Annotated in this window: 15 protein-coding genes and 1 riboswitch; of the genes, 3 read left to right on the top strand and 12 right to left on the bottom strand. The window is 39.1% G+C overall.

What is annotated here, in order from left to right; translation table 11 throughout:
* Positions 1-242: 242 nt before the first annotated feature.
* A complete protein-coding gene (locus tag OSJ91_RS15275) occupies positions 243-1,958 on the bottom strand; it encodes an ABC transporter ATP-binding protein (protein WP_352922898.1) in 1,716 nt (571 codons plus the stop codon).
* A gap of 218 nt (positions 1,959-2,176) precedes the next feature.
* On the opposite strand from OSJ91_RS15275, the gene OSJ91_RS15280 reads away from it, so the two are divergent.
* Positions 2,177-3,418, top strand: coding sequence for an MFS transporter (locus OSJ91_RS15280; protein ID WP_485889979.1), 1,242 nt, complete (start codon positions 2,177-2,179; stop codon positions 3,416-3,418).
* A gap of 195 nt (positions 3,419-3,613) precedes the next feature.
* On the opposite strand, the gene OSJ91_RS15285 is transcribed toward OSJ91_RS15280, so the two are convergent.
* The 6 genes from OSJ91_RS15285 to OSJ91_RS15310 all read right to left on the bottom strand — a co-directional run bounded on the left by OSJ91_RS15285 (position 3,614) and on the right by OSJ91_RS15310 (position 9,524).
* On the bottom strand, positions 3,614-4,876 hold the full coding sequence (locus OSJ91_RS15285) for a glycosyl hydrolase family 18 protein (RefSeq protein ID WP_485889980.1): 1,263 nt from the start codon (positions 4,874-4,876) through the stop codon (positions 3,614-3,616).
* 175 nt (positions 4,877-5,051) lie between these two features.
* On the bottom strand, positions 5,052-5,801 hold the full coding sequence (locus tag OSJ91_RS15290) for a (S)-benzoin forming benzil reductase (RefSeq protein WP_485889981.1): 750 nt from the start codon (positions 5,799-5,801) through the stop codon (positions 5,052-5,054).
* A 480-nt stretch (positions 5,802-6,281) separates the two neighbouring features.
* Complete coding sequence (gene cls, locus OSJ91_RS15295) at positions 6,282-7,739, bottom strand: cardiolipin synthase (RefSeq protein WP_413018183.1); 1,458 nt, start codon at positions 7,737-7,739, stop codon at positions 6,282-6,284.
* Positions 7,740-7,967: 228 nt separating this feature from the next.
* Positions 7,968-8,231, bottom strand: coding sequence for a metal-sensitive transcriptional regulator (locus OSJ91_RS15300; RefSeq protein ID WP_034307218.1), 264 nt, complete (start codon positions 8,229-8,231; stop codon positions 7,968-7,970).
* A 167-nt stretch (positions 8,232-8,398) separates the two neighbouring features.
* Positions 8,399-8,842, bottom strand: coding sequence for an SRPBCC family protein (locus OSJ91_RS15305; protein WP_413018185.1), 444 nt, complete (start codon positions 8,840-8,842; stop codon positions 8,399-8,401).
* Positions 8,843-8,996: 154 nt separating this feature from the next.
* Positions 8,997-9,524, bottom strand: a complete 528-nt coding sequence (locus tag OSJ91_RS15310) for a DUF4309 domain-containing protein (RefSeq protein ID WP_350302882.1) — start codon at positions 9,522-9,524, stop codon at positions 8,997-8,999.
* A 479-nt stretch (positions 9,525-10,003) separates the two neighbouring features.
* On the opposite strand from OSJ91_RS15310, the gene glpT reads away from it, so the two are divergent.
* Complete coding sequence (gene glpT, locus OSJ91_RS15315) at positions 10,004-11,365, top strand: glycerol-3-phosphate transporter (RefSeq protein ID WP_350299011.1); 1,362 nt, start codon at positions 10,004-10,006, stop codon at positions 11,363-11,365.
* A gap of 279 nt (positions 11,366-11,644) precedes the next feature.
* On the opposite strand, the gene aspA is transcribed toward glpT, so the two are convergent.
* Both aspA and OSJ91_RS15325 read right to left on the bottom strand, forming a co-directional pair.
* A complete protein-coding gene (aspA, locus tag OSJ91_RS15320) occupies positions 11,645-13,075 on the bottom strand; it encodes an aspartate ammonia-lyase (protein ID WP_350299012.1) in 1,431 nt (476 codons plus the stop codon).
* 23 nt (positions 13,076-13,098) lie between these two features.
* The gene (locus OSJ91_RS15325) at positions 13,099-14,085 is read right to left on the bottom strand and encodes an asparaginase (RefSeq protein WP_413020338.1); all 987 of its coding nucleotides are present in this window, start codon (positions 14,083-14,085) and stop codon (positions 13,099-13,101) included.
* Between the two features lie 230 nt (positions 14,086-14,315).
* Here OSJ91_RS15325 and OSJ91_RS15330 point away from each other — a divergent pair, with 230 nt between their 5' ends.
* On the top strand, positions 14,316-14,690 hold the full coding sequence (locus tag OSJ91_RS15330; RefSeq protein WP_350299013.1) for a helix-turn-helix domain-containing protein: 375 nt from the start codon (positions 14,316-14,318) through the stop codon (positions 14,688-14,690).
* A gap of 401 nt (positions 14,691-15,091) precedes the next feature.
* Here OSJ91_RS15330 and OSJ91_RS15335 read toward each other — a convergent pair whose 3' ends face one another.
* From OSJ91_RS15335 to mmuP, 3 genes are all read right to left on the bottom strand, one after another.
* Positions 15,092-15,259: a hypothetical protein gene (locus tag OSJ91_RS15335; protein ID WP_162878727.1), complete on the bottom strand. Its 168-nt coding sequence runs from the start codon at positions 15,257-15,259 to the stop codon at positions 15,092-15,094.
* Positions 15,260-15,506: 247 nt separating this feature from the next.
* On the bottom strand, positions 15,507-16,469 hold the full coding sequence (gene mmuM, locus OSJ91_RS15340; protein WP_485889982.1) for a homocysteine S-methyltransferase: 963 nt from the start codon (positions 16,467-16,469) through the stop codon (positions 15,507-15,509).
* Complete coding sequence (gene mmuP / locus OSJ91_RS15345) at positions 16,466-17,854, bottom strand: S-methylmethionine permease (protein WP_485889983.1); 1,389 nt, start codon at positions 17,852-17,854, stop codon at positions 16,466-16,468. The genes mmuM and mmuP overlap by 4 nt, the downstream gene beginning before the upstream one ends.
* 83 nt (positions 17,855-17,937) lie before the next feature.
* Positions 17,938-18,040, bottom strand: a riboswitch (SAM riboswitch).
* Between the last annotated feature and the right edge of the window lie 195 nt (positions 18,041-18,235).

The raw sequence follows: 18,235 nt of genomic DNA on the forward strand, positions 1-18,235 counted from the left end.
TATAGACTTTTTTTCATAAAAAAAGACATGGAAGGACTCCAAGTCTTTTTTGGTAGAACATCTGCCTCGATAGCCATAAAGTTCGCTGAAGTATTATCATCCTTTGGAAAAGGTAAATGTTTCATCCATTTTTCAATTACCTTGTTTGTTACCCTTCGAACTATGTGAAATCATTCTGAATTGAATTCTACTCCAATCTATTAAAAAAGCTATATGTCCTTATGGGGACATATAGCTTTTTATCATTTTTGAAATTGTAATTGATGCAGATTGGCAAAAATGCCCCCCTGCTTAAGTAAGTCATCGTGACCGCCCTCTTCAGCAATTCCTTCTTCCGTAACAACCACGATCTTGTCAGCGTTTCGAATGGTTGCCAATCGATGTGCGATAATTAACGTAGTTCTGTTTTCAGCTAGTTCGGTAAGAGCCTGCTGAATTATTCTTTCCGTCTCAGTATCGAGTGCAGAGGTTGCCTCATCGAGAATTAATATTGGCGGATTCTTCAAAAACATCCTGGCTATTGCAATTCGTTGTTTTTGTCCTCCAGATAATTTCAAGCCACGTTCACCTATTTGAGTTTCATAGCCTTCTGGAAGTCCTTCAATGAAGGTCTCCAAATGGGCTTTCCTTGCAGCATCTTGAATTTGTTCATCCGATGCTCCAAGCATTCCGTACGCAATGTTCTCTTTTACTGTTCCTGTGAAAAGAAACACGTCTTGCTGGACTATGCCAATTTGTGAGCGCAATGACTTTTTCGTCATCTCACGAATATCAATTCCATCAATGGATATTGAACCGGCCTTAACATCATAAAATCTTGGGATCAATGAACATATTGTCGTTTTCCCAGCTCCTGAAGGCCCGACAAAAGCAATGGTCTCACCAGCTTTAATTGTAAGATCAATACCTTTTAAAACTGGCTTTTTGTCTTCATAGTTAAAAGAAACATCTTTAAAGGAAATATCCCCCAACAGGGTGGTTACCTCTATTGCATCCTTTTTATCGACGACATCAGGCGCGACATCCAGAAGTTCCGTAAAACGCTTAAAACCGGCCATCCCTTTTGGATAGAGTTCCATCAACGCACTGATTTTGTCGATTGGCTTAAACAATACGTTAACATATAAGACGAATGCAACCAGTTCACCATAAGAGAGCTGCCCATGAAAAGTTAGCCAAGCTCCAATCACCAACACGGCAAGGGTCATAAACCTCGTCATCATATAAATGCCTGATAAGCTAAAGGACATAACCTTATATCCAAGAAGTTTCGCTTTACGGAATCTGCGATTATTAGTAGCAAATCTTTTCATTTCATATGTTTCATTAGTAAAGGATTGTACAACCCTCACTCCTGAGACGCTATCTTCCACACGGGCATTTACATCTGCAACTTCTGTATACATTTTCTTCCAGGCTTTATTCATCTTTAAATTACTTATGACAATTAATAAAACGAGGAACGGTAAAATACAAACCGATACAAGTGCCAATTTCACATTGATTGTCAACATAATCCAAAATGCGCCTATAAAAGTCATGAAGGCAATGAATAAATCTTCGGGACCATGGTGAGCAAGTTCACCAATATCGAAAAGATCATTGGTTATGCGGCTCATGATATGGCCGGTTTTCGTGTTATCAAAAAAACGAAAAGATTGTTTCTGCACATGCTCAAATAATTCTTCACGCATATCAGTCTCGATATTGATACCCAATTTGTGACCCCAATACCCTACGATGAACTGTAAGAAGGTACTAATGATATAAAGGAGGAACAAACCGGCACTTACCGAAACTATTGCAGACCAATCGTCGCCAGGCAGCAGTGTATCTATGAACCACTGAACAGCTAGCGGAAATGCAAGTTCAAGTACAGCAACGACCACTGCACTGAAGAAGTCAATAATGAATAACCGCTTATGCGGCAGGTAATATGAAGCAAAACGTCGAATCATCAAATTTTTCTCCTTTTTTACATATATTAAGGAGTATAATTCCATATTCAATATTCAGCAAGCATTTCAGAACCCCCATGTTCATATTATGGTAAAATCATCTATAAAACAGCCCAACCCGGCTCAAGCAATCTAGTAAATTAAGGAGTGAATCCAGTGTAAAAATTATAACCATTCTAAATATCCAGTAACTTTATTTTCGCAAAAGGATGGTATATATGAAAAACTCATCGTTTCGATGCCTTTGGATCGGTCAGGCGTTTGCAAATCTAGGGGATATATTTTATGTAGTCGGGTTGATTTCATTATTATATACTTTGACGGGATCTGCCTTTTATTTGAGCTTGCTTCCGTTCACTACAACGATTTTTCGGTTTATCAGCAGTTTACTCTCCCCCCTTGTCATCGACAGGTTTCCTTTAAAAAGAATCCTTGTACAATCTCAATGGTGGAAGTCCATCTTACTCGTTGGTCTAGGAATCTATATAACAAATTTCAATCATGGTTTTGCTGTTGCCGTCATTTGCTTCATTGCCTCCATTTCATTATTGGATGGAGTCGCTGCCCCGGTCAGCGCAGCTTTGGTTCCTCAATTAGTTCCAAAAGAAGAACGGATGAAAGCGAATGGTTTCTTGAATATGATCACCCAGACCATCTTTGTAACAGGATGGCCACTAGGTTCCGTCTTATTGATAAGTACCAACAGCAGTTTCATTATTTGGCTTACGGTCATACTTTTTGCCGTTTCAACGATCTATACAATGAGAATAGAAGTCTCAGAACGAACGACAGATTCTGTTGTTCCGTCAATCTGGGGTTCGGTTAAATCCGGATGGGTTTCGATTCGACAAATCCCAACTATCCGTACACTCATTTCCATTGATTTTATAACTACTTTGGCTTCAAGCGTGTGGGTGGCTGCCGTTATATATGTATATGTTGAACAGAACCTGCAACTGGGTGAGGAGTGGTGGGGCTATATTAACACAAGCTACTTTGTCGGCATGATATTCAGTGGATTGATTGTCATCCGTTTTGCCAAGTTACTAGAAAAATATATAGGATTCTTCATCACTTTCGGGCTATTTCTCAGTTCAATGCTAACCCTGCTTTTTGGAACTACCAGTATTCCTGCTTTGGCTTTGCTGCTGGCATGCCTGTACGGTCTCCCGGAACAAATCCGGGAAGTGATCTATGCCAAGCTACTCCAAGACCATGCTTCGGAAAAAACTCTTGCAAAAATTCATGCCGTTTGGGGAGCAGTCATCAATCTTACATTTGCAGTCTCTGTCTTACTATTAGGCTATATAACGGAAACATACAATGTGAAAACAACGTTCCAATTTTCTTCCACCCTGATATTCCTTGCCTTTCTTTATGCAATTTTTAAAAAGAAAGACTTACAGGAAAAAAAAAATGAGCATTCGATGCCAAATCAGTCATCAAATATTCGTAGATGATGCATTCCATTCGGTTAACCGTTAAAGTAAAGGAGCCTTGGTTTTCCATGGCTCCTTTTTATTGATTAATTGCCATTCGAACGATATTGGCTCCCTTTAAATTCTTCTAGGTGTGATTGGCTTGGCCTGATATAAGTTGCACATCCAAACAAGGGAAAAATATAACACTTCTATTAACCGCCTGCACCCATTCATCTATTTAATAATCAAAATATTCTTTTCTATAAACGCCCAATTCTGAGGGAATTCCAAACCAATCTGCCAATAAGTTGCACCTATCAGTTCATATGCATCAATCATTTCATATTTTGCGCTTATCGATCGAATATCTTCAAACCAAACCACATGATTCGAATTTTCTCTTTGATAAGTATAGGTAGGTGATGCTGCAGAAGTGTCAAAAGTTATTTCAGCGCCAGTTGCTATGGCAAGATTTTGGGCATTTTGAGCTGACAAAGCTTTCGTTTCGTGGCTTGGTACTATCCAATCGTATCCATACATAGGAAATGCCGACTGCAATTTATATTCAGGTATATTCGTCAAAGCATAACGAAGTACCTCGCCCATCCACCAAAGTGGGGAAATTGGTTCAGGCGGTCCAGTAGGATACCCATAATCAATGGTCATCACGGCAACAAGGTCGGCTGCCTCTCCGATCCCCCGATAATCATGGCCGCCTACAATTCGATTATCAGGATTATCCGCTGTTTTTGCGTGTACGTTCACATGAAGGATCAGTTCGTTCAACCCCTCCTTTAATTCTTTTAAAAAAAGCACATAATCGGAACGCCGAGCAGGTGGGATGAATTCGATGTCCATACTGACACCCCCATACCCTTTCTCCCTAACGAAATTCAGCATACTATTGATTAAATTCGCTCTGTATACTGTACTAGCAAGGACATCACCCGCCAAATCAGCATCAAAATCACCATCTTGAAAGTTCCGGATCATCAGTAGGGGCGTCACCCCGGTTTGCTCGCATTTCGCGATAAGCGGGAGATCATCACCATCAACGTATGCATTTCCTTCCCTTGTAAACGAATAAGCTACGATGGCTAAATAGGATAATTTATCACCATTCTCCTCAAGTGTTTCAAATACTGCTCCACCTGAAGTCGGAAAGGCAAAACCCAGTGTAATCAATTGATTTTTGTAAGGAGACGGAATCAAAATTTCCGCGCCGACTTTAAGCGAGTTTGCAACGATTCCAGGATTGGCTTCCATGATTGCCGCTGCACTCGTTCCAAAACGACTGCCGATTCTAGTAAGGGTATCCTGATTTTTAATTAGATACCTTCGATTCACCGCTTTTTCATCAGGTATATACAATGCCAGGCCAGGAACCAAAGCTGTTGATTCCAAACCGTTGACTTCAATTACCCTTGATGGTTCAACTTTATTTTTTCTGGCAATTTCCCAAAGGCTGTCACCTTTTTTCACAATAATGATCGTCATTCATAACCCTCCAAACTCCCTCCAAAAAAGTTTATGTTATTCAGGTAATTGGATAGAACGAATTATCATATTTCCTTGTTGATATCTTGTTTTTTTATATAATAAAGGATCACTTAAAAAAGAGGCTGTCCACAGGGACAACCCCACGCTATTTCGTTTCACATGCTTCCATTCATTAAAGTAAATTCTTAATATCGTAGAACTTACCATTCTCCAAATCTCCCGAATCAAGAAGCTGCAAAAGTTTATCTGCCACAAATTCAGGGCTTCTTAACATGCCCTTCTCTTTATATTCATGAAATTTGTCTCGATCGGAAAAGTCCCGTTCGTCTGCTGACCGGATTGTCCCTTGCATCTCCGTATTCATTACTCCAGGTGAAAAAGATATGAGAGACGTAGGGAAAGACGCTTTATCCTGCTCCACCCCTGCAACCCGTGTAAACATTTCTAGCCCCGCCTTAGTACTGCAATAAGCTGCCCAACCATGATAAGGATTTTTTGCTGCACCTGATGATATGTTCACCATTACCTTCTTTCTGTTCCAGTCCTTTGTCTGTTTAATGAATTCATCAGCCAATACGATGGGTGCCATGAAATTCACCCGCATGCTTGTTTCCAAATTTCCCATACCAAGCTTTCCTACCGGCTTTATCGGTTCAATAACGCCTGCATTATTAATGAAGTAAATGTCACTTGTATCATCGACAGCAGCAAAAATCTCATTGACTAAGGAAGGTAACTTTTCAGTTTCATTCAAGTCCATCGAAATAAATGTAAGTTTCTTCCCTGATCGGTCAGCCAGCCGCTGCATTTCAGGATTGGCTGTACGGGAAACTAAAATGCAATGATCACTCGTCTGCAAACATCCTTTGGCGATGGCAGCACCTAAACCTTTTGAAGCTCCTGTGATTATAAACGTTTTCACGGCTTTTCCCCCTTTTATGGATATAAACTATTGTACCAAAATCGAGTTCGGAATGGTCTCACCACAAACCGTGATTTTAATATAAGACTTGGTTATACTTTATGGTTTTTACTGTTTTATGAAATCAAGCTCCGTACTTGTTTTAAATTGCAGGAAACTCAATTATTGAGTTTGTGAACAAAAGAAGTTCCATCTAAATTAAAGCAATGTTGATTGGAGCGGATGTGCAAGACACCTGTGGGAAAAGCGCATCCAAAGGAGACCCCGCAGAGGCGGACCCGCGGAAAGGAGTGCCTGGAGAGGAAATCAACGATTTTTGCAAACTCAATTAATAACAATTTTGTCTACAACTGAAAGGAGCGGATTTCTGAAATCAAGCTCAGTAGTTTTTTAAATAAAAAGACTGCAGGCAAACTCCATTTCTCGAATTTGTCTACAGCCTGAGCAGACCATGTAGTAATGGTCCGTTTAGTTTAAAAATTATAATATCGGTGATACCAGCCTTGCAATGGACTCTTTAAAACGAATCCACTTTGAACGCTTTTCAAACTCTTCAATTGTAAGCTGCCTGCATACTTCGACATCCTTATAAAAAATCCTTGTCAGTGTTTCGGCCATTCCTTCATCATAAATGAAGGCATTGACTTCAAAGTTCAATTTAAAACTACGGACATCAATGTTAGCTGTCCCCACCGAGGAGACCTCTTCGTCCACCACGATCATCTTCGCATGAATAAAGCCGTTATCATAGATGTATATCTTAGCTCCCGCTCTTAATAACTGCCCTGCATTGAAAGTTGTTGCCCAATAAACGAAAAGGTGATCAGGTTTATTCGGAATCATGATTTTCACATCTAACCCTGATAAGCTGGCGATCCTGAGTGCATCCAATAAACTTGCATCCGGTATGAAGTAAGGTGTTTGAATGAGAATCGATTTTTTTGCTGAAGAAATTAATTTAATATAGCCATTTTTAATTTGTTCCCATTCAGAATCCGGCCCACTTGTCACTATTTGCAAATCTATATTTCCTTGAGGCTTTACAATAGGGAAATAATGAGGCTGATAAGTTATATCATGGTGCTTTGATGCCTGATTCCAATCCAGGATGAAACGGGTTTGAATGGCTTTGACAGCCGCCCCCTTTATTCGAAGGTGTGTATCACGCCAATAACCGAATTTTGGATTAAGCCCTAAATATTCATCACCAACATTAAAGCCTCCAACGTACCCTACTTTTCCATCTATGATGACGAGCTTTCGATGGTTACGGAAATTCAGTCGTAAATTTATGAATTTTAATTTGGATGGAAAGAATGCCTCCACTCGTCCTCCAGCCTGCCTAAATTCCCTGAAGAAACGTTTAGTCATCCCTCTAGACCCCAGCTCGTCATAAAGCAACCGAACTTTGACGCCTTCATTCGCCTTTTTGGTCAAAGCTTCAATGAATCGTTTACCCAGGCCGTCCCTTTGAATGATGTAATATTGTATATGTATATGGTTTTCGGCCGCTTCAATATCTTTAAAAAGCTGGTCAAACTTATTTTTCCCTTCCGTAAAAATATCGACTTGATTATCTTCAGTAAGTACGGCATCATTGTTCCGGAGATGCATATAAATCAAATCACGATAATTACTCGAAGAAGCATTTCGAAAAGGAAAATGATTCGTTGAAAGCTCTTCCATCTGTTTATCAATGATTTCTTCGATCCCGATCTTCTTCTTATCCTCCCATTGGAATAAGTGTGCGTGCCTTAAACTTGTTCCAAAAAGCAGATATAAAATAAAACCGACTACAGGCAAAAAATATAAAACCAATAACCAAGCCCAGGTCGTGCTCGCTTCCCTTCTTTCAAAAAATATGACAATAGTGGCAAATAAAATATTTAGAATGATGACGAGGCCGAGCAAAACCGATGTAACATGCGTAAATTCCATAGCATACCCTCACTAAATTTTTATCCCTTTAAGGATACCATGCAAATTCTTTATATCAAAGGATTTGCCTATCAGAAATGAAAACAGAGAATTCACAAAAATGGACCTCTTCTTGTAGAGGTCCATTTTAAAAAATCCATCCACCCCGGACACTGAAATTTCTCAGATTGGTCAAGTTGTCTAATAATCTTTGTCTTAAAAATTCCTATTTAACAATAATATAATTGCTTACCGGCTTTTCACTAATAAATTCACAGCTTCTTTCACTAGCTCTTCGGGATTCTTTTCTCCGGATTCATTAGCCTCCCGGACGCATTCAACAAGATTGGAACTTACTATTACCCCAATTGTCCGATCGATTGCAGATCTGGTTGCAGACAACTGCGTTACTACATCCCTGCAATCTTTATTATCCTCCATCATTTTCAAAATCCCACGCAGCTGTCCTTCAATTCGCTTCACTCTATTTTTAACCTGCTTATCATATTCCATGTGAGGCCTCCTACCCTGCCTATTACTTATGAATCCGATCCAAACATCCATCATAAAACCCATTCAGTCGAAATGAAGGTTTGATAAAAATCTTACAATTTATAATACATACCACATAGGTATAATTGTCAAGTGCCAATATCCAATAAAACTCCAATATGTAATCCCTATTTTTGTACAAGGAGACTTTGTGCAACAGCCTCAGAAAACTCGATCGTCATTTGGGGAACGTAGGTTTTTAACAAAGCATTGACGATTGGGGCTTTGGCCCCTTTTGCCGTAATCACCAGGCAGCCAGTCATTTTAGTCTGTCCTATTTCGCACTGTTCCGCTAAAAAATAGCCATGCCCATCAAATTTTTCATTTAATCCCTTAAGACTAAATGTTACCTTTTCAGGTTCAATCCATTCCAATATATTCACTTCAAGTTTAATTTTCTTCTTCATTAATCCCAAATCGCTTTTAAACTCCCAAATAAGTGTCTCCTCATTAATCATCTCATGATTGATATATCCTGGGACAAGAGGTGCCCACCGGTCTATGCTACTTACAAATCCCCATACTGTTTTTATTGAAACAGGTAAAATGATACTATGCACACCTTCTGACAAAGCAAATCCCCCTTAATCATTCTACTTACATCTTTTTAATATATGGCTGAACAATATTGAATAGAACGGTAAGATTAGATTCTTAAACAAAATACTCCCGGTGGTAGTAAAAAATCGCCCCTCTGCAATAAAGGGACGATCCTTTTTTGACTTATTAATCTGACGCAAATTCAACCGTATACATATTCAATCTTGGATCTGGGTTAATCCAGGCGCTTTCAAACACGAAAACCACTTTGTAATTTGCGTAATCGGTATAAGTGACATAGTACATCCCTTCTTGCTCCACTTCACTTACAGGTTCACCGATCAATTCCTTCAGCATGGATAAATGGATGGTTTGCAATTGCGGATCAAAATCATCAATGGCGGTAATCGTCTTTCTTCCTGTTGAACCGTCATAGAGGAACCGGACATTACGGCTCCAATAATTGGCTGCAACGGTACTTAAATCTTCCGGTGCACCCCAGGCTTTTTCCACTTTCTTCAACGAATCACCTACAGAAAATGGTCCACTGCTAACGGATTGTTGGGATTCATAGGCTAAACCCATGATCTGCCTAATCAAAAGGTCTGGCGTGGATTGCGATGATATTGAATTTGATGAAGCAATTGCAGCCTGCCCACTAAACATGAGAAATGCCAGCATTAGAAATGTAACGCTTCGGATAAAACGATTCACTTGTTTCAAAGTTATCCTCCTTCTCCACCTGGAAATGACTGATTAAATTATATTAGAAGATAGCTTAATAAAGATAAAAAATTGCGAATGTCATTCCATTTGGCTTTACCTTTACCATTAATATTCATCGGAACTTTGGACACATACCATTCGTTCAAAAAAATCTTTAAAAGAAATATTAATACGGATTCAATTATTTCTATATTTATCTTGATTTTAAAACTGGTCCTAAAAATGACTTAGGCAGTTAATTTGATGGTGACTTCTTCCGTCCGAACGGGCAAAAAAAAATGTTGACAGCGTTTTCTTATGAAGATAGTATAATTATTACAAGTTAACGATGGTGGAGATTTGGAGACTCATGCTTTAATAGGACCTTTTAAACATAAAGGGTTACTATTTTGGTATGAGTTTTTTTATGTATCATCATCAATACTTTACTTAAATAGTTCAAAAATATCATATTAAGGAGGAATTGGATGCTCAAATTTTTTAAGCCAGCTCTACCGGTTGAAAGATTACCTGAAGGAAAAATAGATTCTGAATATAAGAAACTCAGATTACAAGTTTTCATCGGTATCTTCATTGGTTATGCAGCGTATTATTTAATTCGTAAAAACTTTTCCATGGCGATGCCATATTTAAAGGAGGAAGGCTTTACAACTGGAGAGCTGGGTCTTGCATTATCAGCCATTTCGATTTCATATGGGATAAGTAAGTTTGTAATGGGAACTGTGTCAGACCGAAGCAATGCAAGGTATTTCTTGCCAGTTGGTTTGATACTTGCTGGAATCGTCAGCTTACTTATGGGCCTTGTTCCATTTTTCACATCATCTGTTACGATTATGTTTATCATGTTATTCATTAATGGATGGTTTCAAGGGATGGGCTGGCCACCATCAGGCAGAGTGCTTGTTCACTGGTTCAGTGTGAGTGAAAGAGGAGGGAAAACGGCAATATGGAATGTTGCCCACAACGTGGGTGGTGGCTTAATGGCACCATTGGCGATTGCAGGTGTCTCCATCTTTGCAACAATAATGGGTCCTTCATATGCAGGTTATGAAGGGATTTTTATACTACCTGCTCTAGTTGCCATATTAATAGCAATCATTTCATTTATCTTAATACGTGATACACCACAATCAGTTGGATTACCACCGATTGAAGAGTATCGTAATGATTTTCCAAATAAAATGAAAAAAACGTTTGAAACAGAATTGACAACAAAAGAGATATTATTTAAATATGTATTGAATAACAAATGGGTCTGGGCGATTGCGATTGCAAACATCTTTGTTTATTTCGTCCGTTATGGGGTACTTGATTGGGCACCAACCTATTTAAGCGAAGAAAAAGGCTTTAACATGGACGAGTCCAGTACGGCTTATTTCTTATACGAATGGGCAGGCATTCCGGGAACTTTATTATGCGGTTATATCTCGGATAAGGTTTTTAAAGGACGTCGTGGACCGGCGGGGGTTGTCTTTATGCTAGGAGTATTAATCGCAGTCCTTGTATACTGGTTTAACCCTGCGGGCAACCCAATGATCGATATTATTTCCCTAATTGCGATTGGATTCTTAATTTATGGACCTGTAATGTTAATAGGTCTGCAAGCACTGGATTTAGTTCCTAAAAAAGCTGCAGGCACTGCAGCAGGACTGACTGGCTTATTTGGATATTTAGGTGGATCTGTAGCCGCTAATGCTATTATGGGATATGTAGTTGACTTTGCAGGCTGGAATGCAGGCTTTACATTAATAACGATTTCTTGTGTTCTGGCAGTAGTGGTATTTGCATTTACATGGAATGTTCGTGGACAGGAAGTAGTAAAGGGCTAATACAGGCATATTATTGAGCTAAAACTTCCCCATCCCCCTTTAGATATTCTAAGGGGGGATGGTTTTTTTATGAATAGTTAAACACCTACAAGATTAGATCGAGAATCAAAAATAACCGAATATTCAGTTTTTAGTACCCGCAAGTAGTTGACAAACTGTTGGGGGTAACATTTCATATGTATATAATTAATGACTATGCCTAAAAAACCAACGGTCCTAAAGGCATAGTCATTACATCAAAAATCTTAGATAGATTAATGCTTTCTACTAATATACTGCTTATTGCCGATCAAAAAGAGAAGCTCCCGCTATGCCGGGCTTTGTCATCTCATAAGGATTTAGAATCAGATCCAATTCTTCCTCTGTCAGTACATCATATTGTAAACAAAGTTCGCGAACTGATTTGCCTTTTAATATCGCTTCCCGCGCAATACGTGAAACCACTTCGTATCCAAGGTGCGGATTGACTGCTGTAATCACTCCAACACTTTGTTCAACATAATCTTTTAAATGTTGCTCATTTGCTTCAATACCTTCTAAACAATAATCTGTAAAGACATTGAAAGCATTGTTCATAATGCTGATTGATTGCAATAAGTTGAATACAAGCACTGGCTCCATTACATTCAACTCTAGTTGTCCTGCTTCTGATGCTAAACAAATCGTATTATCGTTCCCGATCACTTGGAAAGCGACTTGGTTAATCAATTCTGGCATTACTGGATTTACTTTTCCTGGCATGATGGATGAACCTGGTTGACGAGCTGGAAGTGTGATTTCCCCTAATCCCGCTCTTGGTCCTGAAGCCATCAAACGTAAATCATTAGCAATTTTAGACATATTCATCATACATACTTTCAATGAAGCTGACACTTCAGTATAAGCATCCGTATTTTGAGTTGCATCTACTAAATGTTCTGCTCCTACAAGCGGCAAGTTACTGATCTCAGCTAAATATGTAACAACATTTTCAATGTAACGCGGATCTGCGTTCAATCCCGTTCCCACTGCTGTTGCTCCCATATTCACTTCATATAAATGTTGACGTGATTGACTGATTCGTTTTATATCGCGATCCAACACACGACTGTAAGCCTCAAATTCTTGACCGAGGCGAATCGGCACTGCGTCCTGAAGATGTGTGCGTCCCATTTTGATAACATGATCAAATTGTTTTGCTTTATTCTTTAAGACCGTACTCATCTTGGTCATTGTTTGCAACAATTGCTCTAAAAGTCGTAGTGTTGATAAATGAATGGCAGTAGGGAATACGTCATTGGTTGATTGCGACATGTTAACATGGCTATTTGGACTAACATGTACATAATCACCTTTATTGTGTCCCATAAGTTCTAACGCACGGTTGGCAACGATTTCATTAATGTTCATATTCATCGATGTCCCTGCGCCGCCTTGAATTGGATCAACGATGAAATATTCATGCCACTTTCCATCGATCACTTCATCTGAAGCTTTAACGATAGCGTTTCCAATACCTTCATACAAGCGTTTGGTATCCATATTTGCTAAAGCGGCTGCTTTTTTTATCATAGCAAGTGCACGAATCATTTCTTCATTGACTTTATAACCGGTAATCGGAAAATTTTCTACAGCGCGTAAAGTTTGTATTCCATAATAAACATCTGCTGGAATTTCCTTTTCCCCAAGAAAGTCTTTTTCAATTCGGTATGTTCTCTCATCTATCAACATTTCCTCTTGCCCCTTTGTTTGTTCTAGAATGTAATGTCCTCTGCAATCGGTGTTTCCATCAATTCCTTCACCTTTTTGGGATCCTGTGTCTTTGCTAATATCCACATCAACTTAGGAACGATGGCTTCTGTATTCATATTTCTGGAACGAATGATGACATTCTTATTTACTTTACGTCCCACTTCGTATATATCCATATCCTCCCCTTCCTCTAAACATTGGGTAGTAATGACAATGGATATTCCACACTCGACCAACTCATTCAACTTCTCTAAAATATTTCTTCCTTGAAACGGAATACCCCCGCTCCCATAACTTTCAATTACAATTCCCCGGTATTGATTTTTCAGAAAATCAAAGAATTCGGGCTTAATCCCCGGATATAGCTTAACCAAAGCAACATCAGTACAAATGGAAGCATCTAACTTGGCTTCCTTATTCTTTGTTGATTGAACTGGCTTAAGATACTCAATTTTATCTTTTGATATGGAAGCAATATAAGGATAATTAATACTTTCAAACGAATCATAGCTTTTCGTTCTCAATTTAATGGCCCTTGTACCCTGGATGACTCTACCATCAAAAACTACATATACGCCTCCAATATCTTCACAAGCAAACCGAATCGCATCGGAGATATTTCTTTTGGCATCCGTCTTTTTAAAGGCAATTGGGATTTGAGAACCTGTAATAATAATTGGTTTCCCTAAGTCTTGTAACATATATGAGAGCGCAGCTGAAGTGTAAGCCATCGTATCTGTCCCATGGGTGATCACAAAGCCATCGTAATCATGGTAGTGCTCATGGATGGATTGTGCCATTTCTGTCCAATCTTCCGGCTGCATATTTGTACTATCGATATTCATCAAAGGCTTACTATCAATCTGACATAAATCTAATCCCGGAAGGTGACCTAAAATTTCGTCAGCTTTCATCCCTGGAACCAGTCCATTTTCCCCTTCTAACGATGCAATTGTACCACCGGTAGTAATTAACATCAACTTCTTAATTTTTGACTTCAATTTCTCCAATATACTACCCCCTATAAAACCTCCCTGTATCCCAATCATTCTAAGCATCTCAGAAAGGATGTATCCATTGTAAATGTTCATGTTACGCGTACATCACATGTAATTATAGTTCTGTTCAAGGTCGAAATCAAGCTAAAGTTATTCATTACGCGTACACTTTATTGTCATATGATGGTATAATGGATTTATATAAAAGGAGAGTAATAAAAATGATATTAAATAGATTAACTACATTAAGGAAGTGCAAAAGGTGGTCTTTGCAATATACGGCTGACAGGCTCGGAATCGCCAAGAGTACCTATGCAGGTTATGAATCGGGCCACCGCCGCCCTTCATTAGAAACGATTAGTTTATTGGCAGGCCTATATGATACATCCACTGATTACATTCTAGGTCGGGTAGATCATCCAGCTAAAGATATTACCACAGAGTCACCTCAAGTCATGGAATTAACGGATTTACCAAATATGGAGCTAGCCGTTGATGGAATCTCTCTTTCTGAAGAGGAGACGATTCAATTTATCGCTTTTATTAGAGCAAAACGAGAAGTGGAAATAAATCGCGATAAACAAAATGAAACATAGAAGAAATTGCGCTTAAGACTTAAATTTGGGGAACGAACCGTACTTCATCAGGTTCTTATAATATTCACGATGTACCTGGCATGTTTATTTAAAACTGTAAAATACCACGGCTTTCATCATTTAGGATAAGCCGGTTCTGATTAATTAAGATCGCCCTTTTTAGACATTACCCTTAATTTTTTCTGGTTGACAATGCAGATTATACTTACTAATCCGTCTTAGTGACTTAAGACTAATGAAGCCCTGAGCTGAGAAATTTAAGTTTTATTATTTATATAGAAGAAAGTCGGCTTATTATTTAGCATACTTCCTTTTCCAACAAGGTATGTATTAGTAATGAAAGAAAAAACCATAGCAAAAGCTCATGGTTTTCCCCCGTATATACATGAAATATCAATATATTAAGGCATCTCGTCTTCTTTTTCCCGATTTTTAAAAGCTTCATGTGTGACAATATCCTCGATTTGTTCATACTGCCGGCTGTGTTCCTTCTCTTCGCTAATTCTATTATTAGGTAAATTTCCTGGATGGCCTTTTTCTTTGTGATTAAAATTTTTCCCACGGCTCATACTCATTTCTCTCCTTTCTATTCATTGTTTGTTTAGTTTTCCCAAGCACACAAATATTATGATTTAATTTCTCCTATTACTGTTTTTGCAGCGGTTTCTTTTTCAGCTCAAGAGATAAGATAACTCGAATTTGAATAATGAACTCAAAAAGGAACAGGAACCGTCTGATTATGACGCTTCCTGTTCCTTTTAGTTAGGCTCTATATACTACCTACATACCTTATAACGTTTGATAACAGAACAAGGGCTAGGAGGATACCACCACGGAAGGTCGCCACTTTCTTGAAATGTCTCCGATATGATGTGGAGCCGTTCTGCAGCACCCTCCAATTAAACGCGCCCCTGCATGGTGCCATTCTTCAGATTTCAGGTCGAGCCTGTTACATGATTCTTGACCATGCCATGTTTTAGTTTCTGGATTATATGTTTCACCTGAATTCGGATAAACAATGATTGGTTTATCCGTGTTTGCGCGCAACACCTGGATGGCTTCCGTGATACATGATACTGGCGCACAGTTGATGCCGATTGCTGCAATTTGCTCACTGTCCCCAAACAATCTTGTACACACCTCGAGTGATGTACCGTCACTTATCGCTTTTTCATTTTTCAATGAAAAGGATAGCCAAGCATAAACTTCTGGATAATCCTTCAATAATGAATATAATACTTTTGCTTCTTGCAGGGAAGGAATCGTTTCAAATGCTAAAAGGTCAGCTCCTGCTTCAATCAACGCTGATATCCGTGAGCGATGAAATGCCGTTAAAGTTTCATCCGATACACCATAGTTTCCTATATACTCCGAACCATCTGCAAGATAAGCCCCATAAGGGCCAACAGATGCAGCAACCATTGGCTTAGGCCTAAGCGTTTGATTTTCTTCCTTCCAAAAATCATCTCTTGCTTTTCTTGCGAGTAAAACCGTTTTCCGGATTAGCTCCAAAGCCTCTTTTTCTTGTATTCCGCGGAGGGCGAAACCTTCAACAGTGGCTTGGTAGCTAGCCGTAATCGCACAATCCGTTCCAGCACGAAAATAGTCAGAATGCACTTGATAAATCACTTCTGGATTTTCAAGTAATACACGTGCAGACCAGAGCGGGTCGTCCAAATCACATCCATGCCTCTCTAGCTCTGTAGCTAAAGCTCCGTCCAAAATCATGACTGAATGATCTCGTAAAATAGCGTCAATTGGGTTAGTTTTATTGTTCATGATCTACTCCTCTTTTCTTTATGGTTTTGTGTCAGATAATAACTTCCATAGCAAAACAAAATAAATGGAATGCCACAATAAAGTGCAATTCGTTGTGTAGGATCAAATGCAATTCCTATGCAAGAAGCCAGGCATAGCATAAAAGAAACGATTGGTACGAGTGGATATAATGGCGTTCGATAAGCTAAGTCATTTACTGAATTTCCTTCGTTTATATATCGCCTGCGAAATAGAAATTGTGACATGCTAATACTCATCCAAACTACAACCACGGCTAGTCCAGAAATGGATACAAGCACTATGTAAACAGTATCCGGTGCAATAATACTCGAAAACAGGGCTAAGCAGCTGCCCAACATACTGAAAAGGACTGCATTTAACGGAACTCCCCGTTTTGTCAATTTTGCAAATATTGGGGATATAGTTTCCTTATCTGCAAGTGACCAAAGCATTCTGGATGACGCATACAGTCCTGAGTTTGCAGCAGACAAAATCGCAGTTAATATAACAAAGTTCATAATATCCGCTGCATATGGCACACCAATTCGTTCAAGAACTGCCACAAAGGGGCTTTCTAATACGCTTGCATCCGAAATAGGCAATAATGCGGATAATACAACGATGGTTCCTATAAAAAAGATAATCAATCTCCATAATGTCATACGGATTGCCTTTGGTATCGTTTTTTCTGGATTCACAGTTTCTCCAGCTGCAATTCCGATTAATTCAGTTCCAGAGAATGCGAAATTCACCGCAAGCATCGTCATTAGAATGGCAAAAGCACCATTCGGAAATAAACCTTCACTTGTAAAATTGGAGAATAACGGAGCGGATTGTGAATGAATTATTGGAATAAAACCTAGCATTGCCGCTGCTCCCAAAATAATAAAAATTACAATGGCAAATACCTTAATAGACGCAAACCAGAATTCGGATTCAGCGAAAAATTTAACGGTCCACGCGTTTAATGCCAAGACCAATATGGCAAATAGTGCACTCCATATCCAGACATTGATTGATGGAAACCATCTCTGCATCAACAATCCTGCAGCCGTGAATTCCGAACCTAGTGCAACAGTCCAAGTTAGCCAATACAACCAGGCTACTGTATACCCTGTCCCAGGACCTATGTATTTAGCTGAGTAGCTATGAAACGCACCTGTCTCGGGCATATGTACTGCCAGTTCACCCAGACATAGCATGACTAGATAAACCACTAATGCCCCAATCAGATACGAAAGGATGGTGCCGAATGGGCCAGCCTGTTGAATCGTATAACCCGAACTTAAGAATAAACCTGTTCCAATCACCCCGCCAAGCGATAGCATTATTATATGCCGTGCCTGCATTTTCCTTTGAAAATCATGATTCCTTTTGTTCTCCATTCTTACTCTCCTTTATCTTGCATCCAGAAAAAACGAAAACGCACTCTAAAAAAGAGTGCGTTACTGACAAATAAACACGTACGGTCTTATCTATCAAGGTTTCACCCCCTGGAATTAGCACAGTGTCATTGCAGACCTGTTGCTGAGGTTTCATAGGGCCAGTCCCTCCACCTCTCTGGATAAGAAATTATTTTTTTATAACTTTATCAATCTATGCAAAAATTGTCAAGTTTTGTTTCGGTTTGTAAAGACTTCCTTTAAAATCCAAACGATCATCGCAACTTTGGCATAGATATGAACTTGTTTTTGGAACAGTCGCTTACAGTATTAGAATTGCAGATAATGCTAACCGGGAATAATTTTAAAAAAATGACGACACCT

The sequence above is a fragment of the Bacillus sp. T-10(2022) genome, assembly GCF_056502895.1.

Coding starts and splice junctions, on each gene's coding strand:
- OSJ91_RS15280 (WP_485889979.1), top strand. CDS start 2,177: ATGAAAAACTCATCGTTTCGATGCCTTTGGATCGGTCAGGCGTTTGCA.
- OSJ91_RS15275 (WP_352922898.1), bottom strand. CDS start 1,958: ATGATTCGACGTTTTGCTTCATATTACCTGCCGCATAAGCGGTTATTC.
- OSJ91_RS15285 (WP_485889980.1), bottom strand. CDS start 4,876: ATGACGATCATTATTGTGAAAAAAGGTGACAGCCTTTGGGAAATTGCC.
- OSJ91_RS15300 (WP_034307218.1), bottom strand. CDS start 8,231: ATGGAATATGATAAGCAGGTTAAAAATAGAGTGAAGCGAATTGAAGGA.
- aspA (WP_350299012.1), bottom strand. CDS start 13,075: ATGTTGATAGATGAGAGAACATACCGAATTGAAAAAGACTTTCTTGGG.
- OSJ91_RS15330 (WP_350299013.1), top strand. CDS start 14,316: ATGATATTAAATAGATTAACTACATTAAGGAAGTGCAAAAGGTGGTCT.
- cls (WP_413018183.1), bottom strand. CDS start 7,739: ATGGAATTTACGCATGTTACATCGGTTTTGCTCGGCCTCGTCATCATT.
- OSJ91_RS15335 (WP_162878727.1), bottom strand. CDS start 15,259: ATGAGCCGTGGGAAAAATTTTAATCACAAAGAAAAAGGCCATCCAGGA.
- mmuP (WP_485889983.1), bottom strand. CDS start 17,854: ATGGAGAACAAAAGGAATCATGATTTTCAAAGGAAAATGCAGGCACGG.
- glpT (WP_350299011.1), top strand. CDS start 10,004: ATGCTCAAATTTTTTAAGCCAGCTCTACCGGTTGAAAGATTACCTGAA.
- mmuM (WP_485889982.1), bottom strand. CDS start 16,469: ATGAACAATAAAACTAACCCAATTGACGCTATTTTACGAGATCATTCA.